This is a genomic window from Streptosporangium sp. DT93 (genome assembly GCF_049844535.1).
In the GTDB taxonomy this organism is placed as follows: Bacteria; Actinomycetota; Actinomycetes; order Streptosporangiales; family Streptosporangiaceae; genus Streptosporangium.
In genome coordinates this window covers 41258-56528 of the sequence record NZ_JBNCLF010000031.1, presented here as the reverse complement: position 1 = coordinate 56528, position 15271 = coordinate 41258, and the positions used below count along the sequence as shown (strand labels likewise).

Annotated in this window: 13 protein-coding genes; 10 read left to right on the top strand and 3 right to left on the bottom strand. The window is 73.5% G+C overall.

Annotated elements, in window-relative coordinates; genetic code table 11:
• The first annotated feature begins 4 nt into the window (after positions 1 to 4).
• The 10 genes from ACLQ2R_RS37810 to ACLQ2R_RS37765 all read left to right on the top strand — a co-directional run bounded on the left by ACLQ2R_RS37810 (position 5) and on the right by ACLQ2R_RS37765 (position 10669).
• On the top strand, positions 5 to 991 hold the full coding sequence (locus ACLQ2R_RS37810; RefSeq protein WP_425966236.1) for an LLM class flavin-dependent oxidoreductase: 987 nt from the start codon (positions 5 to 7) through the stop codon (positions 989 to 991).
• A 174-nt stretch (positions 992 to 1165) separates the two neighbouring features.
• Positions 1166 to 2830, top strand: a complete 1665-nt coding sequence (locus ACLQ2R_RS37805) for an ABC transporter substrate-binding protein (RefSeq protein ID WP_425966235.1) — start codon at positions 1166 to 1168, stop codon at positions 2828 to 2830.
• Complete coding sequence (locus tag ACLQ2R_RS37800; RefSeq protein ID WP_425966234.1) at positions 2815 to 3816, top strand: ABC transporter permease; 1002 nt, start codon at positions 2815 to 2817, stop codon at positions 3814 to 3816. The genes ACLQ2R_RS37805 and ACLQ2R_RS37800 overlap by 16 nt, the downstream gene beginning before the upstream one ends.
• A 2-nt stretch (positions 3817 to 3818) precedes the next feature.
• On the top strand, positions 3819 to 4619 hold the full coding sequence (locus ACLQ2R_RS37795) for an ABC transporter permease (protein WP_425966233.1): 801 nt from the start codon (positions 3819 to 3821) through the stop codon (positions 4617 to 4619).
• Positions 4620 to 4723: 104 nt separating this feature from the next.
• On the top strand, positions 4724 to 6406 hold the full coding sequence (locus ACLQ2R_RS37790; RefSeq protein WP_425966232.1) for a dipeptide ABC transporter ATP-binding protein: 1683 nt from the start codon (positions 4724 to 4726) through the stop codon (positions 6404 to 6406).
• A 92-nt stretch (positions 6407 to 6498) separates the two neighbouring features.
• Entirely contained in the window at positions 6499 to 7686 is a 1188-nt protein-coding gene (locus ACLQ2R_RS37785) for a cytochrome P450 (protein ID WP_425966231.1), read from the top strand.
• A 6-nt stretch (positions 7687 to 7692) separates the two neighbouring features.
• Complete coding sequence (locus ACLQ2R_RS37780) at positions 7693 to 7899, top strand: ferredoxin (protein ID WP_386246891.1); 207 nt, start codon at positions 7693 to 7695, stop codon at positions 7897 to 7899.
• Positions 7900 to 7955: 56 nt separating this feature from the next.
• A complete protein-coding gene (locus ACLQ2R_RS37775; protein ID WP_425966230.1) occupies positions 7956 to 9128 on the top strand; it encodes an acyltransferase family protein in 1173 nt (390 codons plus the stop codon).
• Positions 9129 to 9195: 67 nt separating this feature from the next.
• Complete coding sequence (locus ACLQ2R_RS37770) at positions 9196 to 10434, top strand: cytochrome P450 (protein WP_425966229.1); 1239 nt, start codon at positions 9196 to 9198, stop codon at positions 10432 to 10434.
• A 10-nt stretch (positions 10435 to 10444) separates the two neighbouring features.
• On the top strand, positions 10445 to 10669 hold the full coding sequence (locus ACLQ2R_RS37765) for a ferredoxin (protein WP_425966228.1): 225 nt from the start codon (positions 10445 to 10447) through the stop codon (positions 10667 to 10669).
• Positions 10670 to 10784: 115 nt separating this feature from the next.
• On the opposite strand, the gene ACLQ2R_RS37760 is transcribed toward ACLQ2R_RS37765, so the two are convergent.
• The 3 genes from ACLQ2R_RS37760 to ACLQ2R_RS37750 form a co-directional block, all read right to left on the bottom strand.
• Complete coding sequence (locus ACLQ2R_RS37760) at positions 10785 to 11783, bottom strand: aldo/keto reductase (protein ID WP_425966227.1); 999 nt, start codon at positions 11781 to 11783, stop codon at positions 10785 to 10787.
• A gap of 17 nt (positions 11784 to 11800) precedes the next feature.
• A complete protein-coding gene (locus tag ACLQ2R_RS37755; protein WP_425966226.1) occupies positions 11801 to 12349 on the bottom strand; it encodes an allene oxide cyclase barrel-like domain-containing protein in 549 nt (182 codons plus the stop codon).
• A gap of 88 nt (positions 12350 to 12437) precedes the next feature.
• The gene (locus ACLQ2R_RS37750; protein ID WP_425966225.1) at positions 12438 to 15224 is read right to left on the bottom strand and encodes a LuxR C-terminal-related transcriptional regulator; all 2787 of its coding nucleotides are present in this window, start codon (positions 15222 to 15224) and stop codon (positions 12438 to 12440) included.
• Positions 15225 to 15271: the final 47 nt, after the last annotated feature.

Sequence of the window (15271 nt, the reverse complement as noted above, 5' to 3'; positions counted from 1 at the left end):
TACGTTGCCTGAGGGAATCAGGGTCTCGGTGCACGACACCGCGCCGGTCTGGCGCGGCGACACGGCGGGCGACGCGCTGCGCCGTACGGTCGACCTGGCCAAGGCGGTGGAGGCGCTCGGCTACCGGCGTCACTGGGTGGCCGAACACCACAACACCCCGGCGCTGGCGGCGTCCAGCCCGGCGGTGCTCGCCGGGCCCATCCTGGAGGCCACCTCCAGCATCCGGGTCGGTTCGGGCGCGGTGCTGCTGCCCAACCACTCGCCCCTGGTGGTCGCCGAGCAGTTCGGGGTGCTGGCCGGCCTCTACCCGGACCGGGTCGACCTGGGCCTCGGGCGTGCCCCTGGCGGTACGGGCGAGACCGCGGCCCGCATCGGCGACCCGCGCCGGCTGGACTTCGGCGACGCGCTGCGGGAGCTGCGCGAGTACTTCGCCGGGGGCAGCGGCGGCGTGCGGGCGATCCCGGAGCCGGCGGTCCCGCCGGAGCTGTGGCTGGTGGGCTCCAGCGCGGGCAGCGCCGCCTACGCGGGCCGGGAGGGCCTGCCCTACGTGTACGCGCACGCCATCGTGGGGGGCGGCGCCCCCGAGGCGCTCGACGCCTACCGCCGGGCCTTCCGGCCCTCGCCGTGGCTGTCCGAACCGCACGCGTGCGTGGCGGTGATCGTCGTCGCCGCCGACACCGACGAACGGGCCCACCGGCTGGCCGCCTCCTTCGTGTACGGCCAGATCCTGATGCGCACCGTGGACCCGGCCACCGTGCTCCCCACCGAGGAGGAGACGGCGGCGCACACGTTCACCCCGCAGGAGGAGCGCTTCCTGCACGAGCGGATCGACCCGCAGTTCGTCGGCTCCCCGGACCGGATCACCCCCCGCCTGGCCGGGCTGCTGCGCCGGACCCGCGCCGACGAGCTGTTCGTGCTCACCCAGGTGCCCGACCACGCCGCCCGGATCCGCTCGTACGAGCTGCTCGCCAAGATCGTCTCATCCCTGTAGGACCGCGCGGCCGGTGCGCCGGGCACCGGCCGGCGCCGTCCCGTCCCCCGGCGTCCCCCGGCGTCCCCGCCGTCCCCGTCCGCGTTCAGTCCGGCTTTAGAGCCTCCGAGCACTGTGTGTGCAGCCGGAGAACCGTCTCCGGCGTGAGCCGACGTCTGAGCGATGAGGATGAGGATGGGTGCTGCTACGAGGTTCCGGTCGCGCAAGCCTGCCACCACGGCAGGGGCCGCCGCGTTGACGCTGGCACTGGCCGCCGCATGCTCCTCGGGCACGGACGGTGCCACGACAGGGGGCGGGGACGCGAGCGCCACCGCGAAACCCCGCTCCGGGGGCACGCTGCGCCTGGCCGTCGAGAAGGAACCGGAGTGCCTGGACCCCCACCAGAGCCCCACCGAGTCCGCGCGGGCGCTCACCCGGCCGATCCTGGACTCGCTGGTCCACCAGGACGCCCAGGGGATCCTCCGTCCCTGGCTGGCCACCCGGTGGAAGGTCTCACCCGACCGGCTGACCTACACCTTCGAGCTCCGCCGGGGCGTGACGTTCACCGACGGGGAGAGGTTCGACGCCCAGGCGGTGGTCGACAACCTCGACCACGTGGTGGCCCCGAGGACGAAGTCGCTGCTGGCCGGCAGCCTGCTCGCGGCCTACCGGTCGTCCAGGGCCGCCGGCCCCTCGACGGTCGAGATCAGGCTCAAGCGGCCCGACTCGGGACTGCCGGCCGCGCTGGCCCTGCCCAACCTCGGCATCCAGTCCCCCCGCACGCTCAAGGGCTCCCCCTCCGCGCTGTGCGCGAAGATCGTCGGAACCGGCCCGTTCCGCAGCGACACCGGGCTCGTGCCGCAGAAGGGCATCGACTACGTCAGGAACCCCTCCTACGACTGGGCGCCGGAGCCGCGCCGCGGCCCGTCCCTGCTGGACCGGATCGAGGTCAAGGTCGTGCCGGACAACGCGGCCCGGCTGGGCGCGCTCACCAGCGGCCAGGTCGACGCGGTCACCGCGCTGTCGCCGACGAGCCTCAACACGCTCAAGGGACAGCCCGGCTTCACCGTGCACTCGACGCCCTACCCCGGGATCAACTACAGCTACTGGCCCAACACCGCCGAGGGCCCGCTCAGCGACGTGAACGTGCGCAAGGCGCTGCGCGCCGGCATCGACTGGGGACAGATCGTCAAGAACGTCTACTTCGGGGTGTACCCGGGGGCCCAGGGCGTGCTCTCGGCCGGCACGCCCGGCCACGACGCCTCGCTGGCCCCGGCCTACGCCCACGACCCGGCCGCCGCGGCGCGGCTGCTCGACCAGGCCGGCTGGACCGCACGCGACGAGGCCGGGTACCGGACCAAGGACGGCAAGCGGCTGACCCTGCGCCACATGTGGTCCGACGGGTCCGTGGCCAACCTCGCCACGCAGATCCAGTCCGCCGCCAAGCAGCTCGGCGTCGAACTGGTCGAGGAGAACCTCGACGGGGGGACCTTCGTCAAGCGCCTGCTGGACGGCGACTACGAGCTGATCGACACCAGCTTCTCCGCCCCCGGGCCCGACGTGCTGCGCGTCCTGTTCGGCGCGGACAACATCCCCACGCCCGAGCGCGGGATCAGCAACAACATGGCCCGCTACGACAACCCGGAGGTGGAGGACGGCTTCCGGCGCGCGCTCGGCGCCGAGGACCAGGCCGAGCAGCACCGCGCCTACGCCGAGGTGCAGAAGCGCATCACCGAGGACGCCGCGGTCCTGCCCGTCTACTCGCCCCTGTCCACGGTGACCGTGCGCGAGGGCGTACGGGAGATCGGTTTCAACGCCGACGGCACGCCCGACCTGTACGGCGCATGGCTGGCGTCCTGAAGGCGCCCGCGCCCGCGGCCGAGGCGACGGCCGCGGGCCCCCCGCGCCGCCGCGGCGGCGCGGCGCGTCTGGTGCTGGTGCGCGTGGCCGCCTCGGCGGCCGTGCTGTGGGGAGCGGTCACCGCGACGTTCCTGCTGCTGCGGGTGATGCCGGGCGGCACCGCCGACGTGCTCCTCGCCCGGTCCGCGGTGACCCCCGAGGTGCGCGAGCGGATCATCGCCGACTACCGGCTCGACGACCCGCTCGCGGCGCAGTACACGGCCTACCTCGGCAGGATCGCGCACGGGGAGTTCGGGGAGTCGTACGTGCTGCGCCGGCCGGTGTGGGACGCGATCGGGTCCCAGCTCCCGCACACCCTGCTGCTGGTCGCGACGACGCTGCTGGTCACCGTGGTCGCCTCCGTCCTGCTGGCGGTGGTGAGCGCCAACCGCCGCGGGTGGGTGCGCGCGTCGTTCTCCGCGGCCGAGTCGCTGGTGGTGGCGCTGCCGCCCTTCTGGCTCGGGCTGCTGCTGCTGACGGTGTTCTCCTTCACCCTGCACTGGTTCCCGGCCATCGGCTCCTCCTCCCCGTCCGGCCTCGTGCTGCCGACCGCCGCGCTGGCCGCCGGGCCGGTCGCGGTTATGACGGGGGTGCTGCGGGACGGGCTGCTGCGCGCGCTGGAGGAGCCGTTCGTGGTGACCGCCCGCTCGCGGGGCATCGGCGAGCTCGCGCTGCGCCTGCGGCACGTGCTGCGGCACGCGCTGCTGCCCGCCACCACCCTTCTGGGCTGGATCGCCGGCTCGCTCATCGGCGGCGCGGTGATCATCGAGATCGTCTTCTCCCGGCAGGGGATCGGCAGGCTGGTGCTGTTCGCGGTGGAGAACAAGGACATGCCCGTGGTGATCGCGATCGTGCTGCTCACCGCGGCCGTGTTCGTGCTGGTCAACATCGTGGTCGACATCCTCGTCTGGACGATCGACCCCAGGACGCGAGAGGCGGCGAGCTGAGCATGGCCAAGACCTTCTGGCCCGGGGTGGCCGTGCTGGCACTGCTGGCCGTGATGGCGCTCTTCCCGTCGCTGTTCACCGGGATCGACCCCGACGCGGCGGACCTGACCGCGACGCTGCGGCCGCCGAGCGGCACGCACTGGCTCGGCACCGACCAGAACGGTCGCGACCTGTACGCCCGGATCGTCCACGGCGCCGGCCCCTCCCTGCTGATCGGCGCCGGGGCGGTCGGGCTGGCGCTGGTGGCCGGCGTCCTGGTCGGGGTCGCCGCCGCGCAGCTCGGCCGGACCATGGACCAGGTGCTCAGCAGGTCGCTCGACGTCATCCTGTCCGTCCCCGGCCTGCTGCTGGTGTTCCTGGTCGTCGCGGTGCTGGGACCCGGCGGCGGCCCGGCCAGCGTGGGCCTGGCGGTGGTCTCCCTGCCGGGCTTCGCCCGGGTGACGCGCGCGGAGGTGATCAGGCTGCGCGGGGCGCACTACGTCGAGGCCGCCCACGGGTTCGGCTGGTCGCGCGCCCAGGTGGTCCTGCGGCACATCCTGCCCAACGCGCTCGGCCCGGTCATGGTGCTGGCGACCGTGACGCTGGGCGCGATGATCGTGGCGGGCTCCTCGCTGAGCTTCGTGGGCCTCGGCCCCCAGCCGCCGACCGCGGAGTGGGGCGCGATGCTGGCCGACAGCCAGGAGTTCCTCGCGATCGCCTGGTGGCCGGCGGCGTTCCCCGGAGTCGCCATCACCGTCGCGGTCCTGGCCGTCACCGTCGTCGGCGGGCACCTGCAGCGGCGGATCGAACGGGGGCGCGCATGAGCCCGCCACCCGGCGACGCACGAGACGCGAGAGACGCGAGAGACGCGAGAGACGCGGAGGACGCGACGGAAACGGTGGGGACGACGGATCGAGCGGAGACGGACATGGACCCGGCGCCGGCGGACACGCGGGAACTGCTGCGCGTCCGCGACCTCACCGTCGGCTTCGCGACGGGCCGCGGGTATGTCGAGGCGGTGCGGGGCGTGTCCCTGCGGATCGACCGCGGGCAGGTGGTGGCGATCGTCGGCGAGTCCGGCTCCGGAAAGAGCGTCACGGCGCGCAGCCTGGTGGGACTGGCCGGCGACGGCGCCGGGGTGCGGGCCGCGGAGCTCTCCTTCGACGGGCTGGACCTGCTGCGGGTGCGGGGCCGCCGCTGGCGCGCGCTGCGAGGACGGCGCGTCGGCTTCGTCCTGCAGGACGCCCTGGGATCCCTCGACCCGCTGCGCCGCGTCGGCGCCGAGGTGGCGGAGCCCCTGCGCGAGCACCGGATCGTGCCCGCCCGGCGGATCGGCGCCGAGGTCGTCCGGCTGCTCGGCGCGGCGGGCGTCCCGCTGCCCGAGAGCCGCGCCCGGCAGTACCCGCACGAGATGTCGGGCGGGCTGCGGCAACGCGCCCTGATCGCCTCGGCCCTGGCCGCGCGGCCCGACCTGCTGATCGCCGACGAGCCGACGACGGCGCTGGACGCGACGGTGCAGCGGCAGGTGCTGCGGCTGCTGCGCGAGCGGGCGGGCGACGGCACGGCCATCCTGCTCATCAGCCACGACCTCGGCGTCGTCACCGAGATCGCCGACCACGTGTACGTGATGAAGGACGGGCGCTTCGTCGAGGACGGCCCGGCGCGCACGGTGCTCCAGGCCCCGTCCCACCCCTACACCGAGACCCTGGTCGCCGCCGCGCTCGGGCGGGGACGCGGGCCCGCGCGGGGTCCGGGCGGGCCCGCGCCCACCGGGACCGGCCCCGCCCCCGACCCCGCCCCCGGGCGGGTGGTGCTGCGCGCCGACGGCCTGGTCAAGAGGTACCGGCTGCCGGGAAGGGGCGCGTTCACCGCGGTGGACGAGGTGTCGGTCGAGGTGCGGGAGGGGGAGACGCTCGGGATCGTCGGCGAGTCGGGGTCGGGCAAGACGACCGTGGGACGGCTGCTGCTGGGACTGGTCGCCCCGGACGCCGGCCGGGTCGAGGTGAACGGGCGGCCCTGGACCGCGCTGCGCGGCCCCGAGCGGCGGGCGGCCCGCCGCCGGATCCAGATGATCTACCAACACCCGCTGTCCTCGTTCGACCCCCGCTACACCGCGTCGCGGCTCCTGGAGGAGCCCCTGCGCGCCGAGGGCGTCCCCGGCGCCGAACGCGCGCGGCGGGTGAGGGAGCTGCTGGGGCACGTCGGCCTCGGCGAGGAGGTGCTCGGCCGGCGGGCGCGGGAGCTGTCCGGGGGCCAGCGGCAGCGCCTCGCCATCGCGCGGGCGCTCGCCTCTCGGCCGGACGTCGTCATCTGCGACGAACCGGTCTCGGCCCTGGACGCGGTCATCCAGGCGCAGGTGCTCGACGTCCTGGCCGACATCCAGGAAAGGCTCGGCGTGGCCCTCGTTTTCATTTCCCACGACCTGGGCGTCGTCCGCCGGATCAGTCACGAGGTGGCGGTGATGAAAGACGGCCGTGTGGTCGAGTCCGGCGACATAAGAAAGGTTTTCGAAGCCCCCGAGCACCCGTACACAAAGACCCTTCTGGACGCGGTTCCCCGACTCCACGGGGCCGTGACGGCCGATTCACAAGCAATTCTTAAACCACGCTGAACCGGGCTTGCCTCGTATTTCTTTCCTGCCTAGTGTCATTGTCGTCGCACGGCCCCGGCGGCGTCCCTTTCTTTTCTGGAAGGATGAAGGAAATGACGGAAGCTCCGCCGTATCCCCAGAGACGCACCTGCCCCTACGAGCCGCCCCCCGGGTACCGGGAGATCGGCGAGCGGGGGCCGGTCCTCAAGGTGACGCTCTTCGACGGCCGCGAGGCGTGGATGGTGACGGGGTACCGGGAGTCGCGGGAGATCCTGACCCATCCGAACCTGTCCTCGCAGCGTACCCACCCCGGGTTCCCCATCGTCGCGCCCCGGTTCCGCTCGCAGATCGCCCGCAGCCTGGCGCTCATCGCCATGGACCCGCCCGTCCACGACGTCTACCGGCGCTACCTCAACCCGCACTTCAGCCTTAAGACGGTCCGCGCGATGCGCCCGGCGCTGGAGGAGATCGTCTCCGGCTTCATCGACGCGATCGTCGAGCAGGGTCCTCCCGCCGACCTGGTGCCGATGCTCGCGGTGCCGCTCCCGTCCCTGGTGATCTGCCGTCACCTCGGTGTCCCGTACGAGGACCACGACTTCTTCCAGGACGCCAGCGGCAAGGTGATGCTGGGCACCGAGGAGGAGTCGGCCACGGCGGCGCAGGACCTCGTCGACTACATCGACCGGCTGGTGGCCGCGCAGATCAAGGAACCCGCCGACGGCCTGCTCGGGACGCTGGTGCGCGAGCGGGTCATCCCCGGGGACGTCGGGCACGACGAGCTGGTCTCGATCGCGCTGGTGCTCCTGATCGCCGCGCACGAGACGACCTCCTCGTCCCTGGCGCTGGGCATCATCACGCTGCTGGAGCACCCCGAGCAGCTGGCGCGGGTGCTGGAGGACCCCGGCCGCCTGCCGGGCGCGATCGAGGAGCTCCTGCGCTACATCGCCACCACCGACCTGGTCGCGACCCGGGTCGCGAAGGGCGACATCGAGATCGCGGGTCACCTCATCCGGGAGGGGGAGGGCGTGCTCGTCTCGGGCACGCTGGCCAACCGGGACGCGCAGGTGCACGGGCGGGCCCACGAGTTCGACGTCCTGCGCGAGGACACCCACCACCTCACCTTCGGGTTCGGCATCCACCAGTGCCTCGGCCAGAACCTGGCCCGGCTCGAACTGGAGGTCGCCCTGAACCAGCTGCTCACCCGCATCCCGGGGATACGGCTCGCCGTGCCCGTGGACGAGCTGCCCATCCTCGGCGCGGGCACCGTGCAGCGGGTGCTGCGGCTGCCGGTCGAGTGGTGACGCCGGATGTGGGTGCGGGCGGACCGGGAGCGCTGCATCAGCGGCGGGCGCTGCATGGCCACCACCTCCGACGTCTTCGACCAGGACGATGACGGCATCGTCGTCGTCCTCACCCCGCGGCCCGCGCCGCGGCAGGAGGAACGGGTCCGCAGGGCCGCCTTCCTCTGCCCGGCGCAGGCCATCCTGATCGGCGAGGAACCACCGCCGGGCTGATCCTCCCCATGCCCGGACCGGCCCCGTACGCGGCCGCCCGGAGAAAGCAGAGAAACATGACGCACTCGGCGCACTCGGCGCACCCGGCGGGGGAGGCCGTGCGGCTTCCCTCGCTGACCGGGATGAGATTCGTGGCGGCCTTCCTGGTGTTCGTGTGCCACGCATGCGTCCTGGGTTTCTTCCACCCCGAGACCGCCGCCTCCCTGCAGACCTTCGCCTTCGCCTCGGGCTGGCTCGGCGTGGAGTTCTTCTTCGTGCTGAGCGGGTTCGTGCTGACCTGGTCGGCGCGCGAGGAGCGGTCCAGGACGAGCTTCTGGCGCCGGCGCCTGGTCAAGGTCTACCCGGTCCACGTGGTGACCTGGCTGGCCGCGCTCGGCCTGGCCCTGTGGGCGGGCCAGGCCGTGGACCTGCCCAGGCTGCTGCCGAGCCTGCTGCTCGTGCACACCTGGTATCCCAGCATGGACGTGGTCATCACGATCAACGTCGTCACCTGGTCCCTCGCCTGCGACCTGCTCTTCTACCTGGCCTTCCCGTTCCTGTACGCGCTGGTGCGCAGGATCCCCGCCCACCGGCTGTGGCAGGCGGCCGGCGCCGTCGCCGCCGTGATCGCGCTGCTGCCCGCCGTCGCCCTCCTCGCCCTGCCCGGGACGCCCCGGCTGCCCGGCCAGGACATGTCGTTCGTGCAGAACTGGTTCCTGGTCTCCTTCCCCCCGATCCGCGCGCTGGACTTCGTCCTGGGCATCGTCATGGCCCGCATCGTCCTGACGGGGCGGTGGGTCCGGCTGGGCATCGGACCGGCGCTGCTGATCCTGGCGGCCGGCTTCGCCCTGCAGGCGTACCTGTGGCCGAGTGTCTACGGGCTCACCGCCACGATCGCCCTGCCGCTGGCCCTGCTGATCGCGGCCGTGGCCGCCGCGGACGAGCGGGGCGCGCCCACGCCGTTCCGCGGGCGGATCCTGCGCTGGCTGGGCGGGATCTCCTACGCGTCCTACCTGACGCACTTCCTGGTCCTGCACTTCGGGCACGTCGCCATCGGCGCCGGCCGGACCTGGGACGCGCCGGCCGCCCTCGGCGTCGTCACGGTCCTGTTCGGGGTCACGACCGTGGTGGCGTGGGCGCTGAACCGCCTCGTCGAGGAACCCGCCATGCGCGCCTGGGCCCGCCCCCGCCCCCGCCCGGCCGCCGGCGCGCCGCGACCGGACACCCCTTCCCCCGAACCGGTGAAATGACCACCCCCGCGCCCCCCGTGCCCGTCGCGGAGGGGCGCGGGGGCGAGACGACAGGAGGAACCACATCGTGAGCACTCCCATCCCGGCCGAGGACGAGCGGCTCTTCGCCTACCCCCAGGACCGGAGCTGTCCCTGGCAGCCCTCCTCCGGCTACCGGGAACTGGGGGAGGGGGGACCGCTGCACCGGGTACGGCTGTGGGACGGGAAGTCCATCTGGATGGTGACCGGGCACGCGCAGGCACGGCGGCTGCTCGCCGACCCGCGCATGTCGGCCGACCGTTCCCGCGACGACTTCCCCGCGGTCCTGCCCCGGCTGGACGCCCCCATCTTCAAGCCCATCGCGATCATCGGGTTCGACCCGCCCGTGCACGACGTCCACCGCCGCCTGCTCGCCCCCGACTTCAGCCTCAAGCAGACGCGCGCCCTGCGCGGGAGCGTCGAGGAGCTCGCCGGGAGGCTGGTGGACGACATGCTCCGCAAGGGGCCGCCCGCGGAGCTGATCGAGGACTACGCGCTGCCGATCCCGTCCATGGTGATCTCGGAGCTGCTCGGGGTGCCCTACGACGACCACGCGTTCTTCGAGTCGATGACGGTGGGGCTGCTGCAGGCCAGGAGCGCGGCGGACGCCGAGGCGGCGGGCCAGGCGCTCTGGGACTACCTGGACGAGCTGATCACCGCGAAGGAACGCGAGCCCGGCGGGGCGGGGGTGCTGAGCCGGCTGGTGGGCCAGGTCGACGAGGACGGCGACCTGACCCGCGAGGACCTGGTGCGCATCGCGCTGGCGCTGCTGATCGGCGGGCACGACACGACGTCGCAGATGATCGCGCTCGGGGTGGTCACCCTGCTGGAGCACCCCGAGCAGCTGGCGGCGCTGCGCGCCGACCCGGGGGTGCTGCCCGCCGCGGTGGACGAGCTGCTGCGCATGGTGTCGGTGACCGACGTCTCGGGAGTGCGGGTGGCGACCGAGGACATCGAGATCGACGGGTACCTCGTCCGGGCCGGTGAGGGGGTCCTGGTGTCCTCCTCGATGACCAACCGCGACCCGGCGGTCTTCGCCGACCCGTACCGGTTCGACGTCCACCGCGGCGGCGGCCGCAACGCCGCCTCCGGCCGCCATCACCTCACGTTCGGGTTCGGCATCCACCAGTGCCTGGGCCAGAACCTGGCGCGGATGGAGCTGGAGGTGGCGTTCTCCGTCCTGTTCGGCCGCATCCCGGAGTTGCGGCTCGCCGTGCCGCTGGACGGGCTGTCCACCCGCAGCGGAGGCACGATGCAGGGCGTCCGCACCCTGCCCGTCGAGTGGTGAAGGAGAGAGCATGAAGGTGACCGCCGACCGGCGCCGCTGCATGGCCGCGGGCCACTGCGCGATCAGCGCGCCCACGGTGTTCGACCACGGGGAGGACGGCCTGGTCGTCGTCCTGGACGCGGATCCGGGTGAGGAGACCCGGGAGGCCGTGGAGACGGCCGAGGACCTGTGCCCGTCGCGCGCGATCGCCGTCGCGCCCGCGGGCACCGGGCCGATGCCGACGCCGGCCGTGTAGCGGCCGGCGCGCGGACGGGCCGGTGGGGACGCTCACGTGTCCCCACCGGCCCGTCCGCCGTCTCAGGTGCCCGCCCTCAGGCGGCCGTCTCGGGTGGCCGTCCCGGGTGGCCGTCTCAGCGGTCGACGAACCGCATGCTCTGCTCGTTCCAGCGTTCCCCGTGGACCTCGCCCGGGGGCACGGCCGCCTCCACGGCGGCCAGCTCGGCCGGGGTGAGGCGCAGGAAGGCGGCGTCGATGTTCTCCTCCAGGTGTTCGCGGTGCCTGGTCCCCGGGATGGGGACCACGTCCGGGCCCCGGTGGTGCAGCCACGCCAGCGCCAGCTGCGCCGCCGTGACCCCCAGCTCGCCGGCGAGCCCGGCGAGACGGTCGGCCAGGACGAGGTTGCGCGGCAGGTTGTCCGGGGCGAACCGGGGCAGCCCGAAGCGCCGGAAGTCGCCCTCCCCCAGCTGCTCCGGGGAACGGATGGCGCCGCTGAGGAAGCCGCGGCCCAGCGGGGCGTAGGGCACCAGCGCGATGCCCAGCTCCCGGCACGTCGCGACGATCCGGTGCTCGATGTCGCGCGACCACAGCGACCACTCGGTCTGCAGGGCGGCGATCGGGGCCACCGCGTGGGCGCGCCGCACGGTCTCCGGCGCGGCCTCGCACAACCCGATCTCGCGGATCTTCCCGGCGGCGGCCAGCTCGGCCATCGCGCCGACGGTCTCCTCCACGCCGACCTCGGTGTCGATGCGCGTGAGGTAGAACAGGTCGATGTGGTCCACGCCGAGCCGCCGCAGCGAGGCCTCGCAGCTTCGCCGGACGTAGCCGGCGTCCCCCCGGACGGCGGCGCCGACGCCGGGCCCGGGGCGCACCACGCCGAACTTGGTCGCCACGATCGCCCTCTCCCGGCGTCCGGCGACGGCTCTGCCGATCAGCTCCTCGCCGGCGCCGTGGCCGTAGACGTCGGCGGTGTCCAGCAGTGTCGCCCCGAGGTCGAGGGCGCGCCGGATGGTCGCGATCGACTCGTCCTCCGCCGTGGGGCCGTAGAACTCCGACATGCCGAGGCAGCCGAGCCCCTGCGTGCCGACGGCCAGGGACCCGATCCTGCGCGTGGGAAGTCGTGTCAAGGTCATCTCCGTTCTCCGTCCCGCTACCGGAGGTAGACGACGATCGCCGACTCGTAGGTGTCGTGGGCGTCCTTGACCAGCGGCCGGAACTGGCGGAACCCGATGGCGCCGCGCAACGGTCCCGCCACGACGACCGCGGGGAAGGTGGCCGCCTCGCCGGCGCTCAGCCGGGCGTCGTCGACCAGGCCGCCGGCCCGGATGACGTTGCCGTCGCGCAGCCGGATCTCCTCCCCGAAGTAGGCGACGAAGTGCCCGTCGTGCTCCTGGCGGTAGAGCATGCGGCCCGCCCCCCTGGTCTGGCCCAGCTGCTCGCCGTCGGGGCCGAATATCTCCAGCCTCACGGTGGCGACGTCCTTCTCGGTGGGGGTCGTCCCGGTGGGGTCGGGATTGTTCGAGTGGTACTCGACGACCTTCTCGGTGAGGTCGCGCAGGATCAGCGACCGGCCCGGTCGGCCGAGGGCGCCGACCCTGTCCGAGGTGGTTTCCGGCGGTGCCGCGACGAGCGGCAGTGCCCAGGAGCTCACCGTGTCGAGCACCGGTGAGACCCGGGCGGACAGCACGCGGAAATCCATGATCGCCTCCTGGGGCGGCATCCCGAGCCGCCGTCCGGATCGCGAGGGCTCGCCGGAACCGACACTAGGAAGAACGGCTCAAGTGGTCCTAAAAGCGCGCGGCGTAGTCCTGGCCGGCCGCCTTGCTCCGGGTCGCCAGGGCGAGCTCCATCCGGGAGTTCACCCCGGTCTTGCGGTAGATCCGGGTCAGGTGGACGTCGACGGTCCGCATGCTGATGGTGAGCCGGTCGGCGATCTCGCGGCGCTTCATGCCGGTGCAGATGAGCAGCGCGATCTCGCGCTCGCGGTGCGTGAGCCGGCCGAACACCTCCACCGGGCCGCCCTCCGGTTCGAGCTCCGCGGTGACCGGCTCGGTCACCTGCCTGCCGAGCCAGTCGAGCATGGTCGTCGCCCCCGAGCGGCGTGCCATCTCGGCGGCGAGGCGGGCCGTGCGGGAGGACCGCTCGGCCTGGCCCAGCTCGCCGAGCACACGCGCCGCCTGCCCCAGCGCGTAGCACTGGTCGATCCCCATCCCCGCCGACGCGAAGCGGTCGGCCGCCTCGTGGTAGCACCGCGCCGCCTCGGCGAGCGAACCCCGTGCCCGGTGCAGGTGCCCCCGGGTGAGGTCGGCGTAGGCGAGGTTGTGCGGCATCGGGACGGCGCGGGCGTGTTCCTGGCTGCTGCGCACCCAGCCGTCCAGGGGCATGCCGGCGTCCAGCCCGGCGGCGCACAGCATCTCCCAGACGGTGCTGCGGTAGGCCACGGGGATGGCCCGCAGGTCCGGTCCCTTGCCCTCGTTGAGCAGGAGGGCGACGCAGTGCGCGGGGTCGCCGTCGAGCCACGCGCACCTGGCGAGGGTCAGCGCGGCGATCGAGGCGCTCCCGTTGACGTTGGCCTGCGAGGGTGACTGCCGGGCCAGGGCCTGCTGCGCCAGGGACCTGGCCCTGCCGCTGCCCACCGGCTGCATCCACACCTCGGCCGCGGACTTGAGCGCGACCGCCTGGGTGTGGCGCAGGAAGTTGTCGGGACCGGACTCGATGATGGCGGCGTTGGCGGCCTCGCGTGCCTGCTCCAGCTGCCCGAGGTGGCGCTCGGACTCGCTGAGCAGCACCAGGAGCGCCGGGAGCAGGAAGGCCCGCTGGCAGTGGCGGGCGACGTCGACCCCCCGCCGCACCTGCCGCTGGGCGTCGACGTAGCGGCCCAGGTACAGGTACGCCAGGACGACCACGAACAGGCTCTCCAGGTGGCGCGCCACCAGGTGCTCCGGGGCGCGGTCCAGCGTCTCGCCCGCGGCGACCGCGTCGGCCAGGGCCCGGTCCACCTCGCCGGAGAAGGTCGCCTCCAGCGCCCGCAGGCCGAGCAGGCCGGCGGTGGTGAGGTCGTCGCGGCCGTCGCGGGCCGACCGCAGGGCCTGCTCGATCTCGTCCATCTCCGGTATCCGGCCGAGCATGGTCGTGCGGAAGCCCCGCGCGAACACCAGGCGCGGCCACACCGGCCAGGGGCGCAGGTCCGGCCGGGCGAGGTACTCGCCCAGCAGGCCGAGGGTCTGGGCGTCCCGGCTGAGCACGGCCTCGACCATCGACACGGAGGCGACCTGGTCGGCCAGCGCGAGCCGGTCCACCAGGCCGGCGGAGTCGTGCACCAGGAACAGCAGGTCCCGGCTCTCGGTCATCCGCCCGATCCGCCCGAACGCCGTGCTCAGCGCCAGTCGCGCGCGCATCCCGATCTCGCTGGAGACGGGCGCCTCGGCGATCACCGGCGTGAGCCAGGAGACGCACTCGGCGACGTCGGTCTCCATGATCTCGTAGGACGCGTCCACGATCCGGGCCAGCTCGCCCGCGCGGGCCCGCGACAGGGAGCTGACCAGGTGGAAGCCGAGCTGCGTGCCGGCCTGGCCGCGGGCCGACAGCAGCCGCAGGGCGCGCTGGTGGGCGCGGGTGGCCCAGCAGGGGTCGATCGTCCTGCGCAGCAGCGTGCCGAAGACCTCGTCCCGGATGGAGAACAGCGTGCCGACCGGCTCGACCCGCACCAGGTCGCGCCGGACCAGCCCGCGCACGGCGGCGGAGACCACCAGCGCCTCCAACTCGGCGACCTCGGCCAGCAGCTCGACGTCGAAGCGCGAGCGCAGGATCGCCGCGGCGTTCAGCACGTAGCGCTCGTTCAGCGTGAGGCCCCTGACCTCGGTGAGCACGGTGAACTCGAACGGGGCGACGGCGGCGTCGCCGCCCGAGCGCGTGCTGTGCTCCAGGGACTGCAGGGCGCGGAGGTTGAACGGGTTGCCCCGGCTGCGACGGCGCAGGTCGTAGGGGGCGGGGACGGGAGTCATGGCGAGCATCTGCTCGTCGCTGAGCGCCGTCAGGTCGATGCGCGCGGTGCGGCCGAAGGCCGCGCCGAGGGAGACGGCCTCGGTCAGCGCCTCGGGCGTCTGGCGGGGACGCAGCGAGACGACCACGTCCACCAGCGGCGGGCAGGTCCCCTCGGCGATCTCGGCCAGCTCGTGGATGGTCCGCTCGTCGGCGAGGTGGGCGTCCTCGATCACCACCAGCTCGCGGTCCGGCCGGCGCCGGTGCCGTGACAGGCCGGTCACCCCCGGCTGCTCGTGACGGCGCTCGGAGGACAGCCGGGCCCGCCGCAGCATCCTCCTGACGGTGTTCATCGTGGCCTCGCGGTCGCCGCGCGAACAGCGGTAGACGGTGGCGGGCAGGGCGGTCCACTGCCGGTCCCGTACGAGGGCGGACAGCAGGTGCGTCTTGCCGGCCCCCGGCTCGCCGAACACGGCGATCAGGCGCCCTTCGCCCCCGGGCTGCCAGGTCAGGTGCTGCAGTCTGTCCAGTTCGGTGGTGCGCACCGCGGCGATCGGCGCGGCGCCGGAGAGGCTCTCGTCGTACGAACTCATGTGCGTGAAGACCCCAGGCGTTCGTGAAGCAAGGACGACGGATGGCC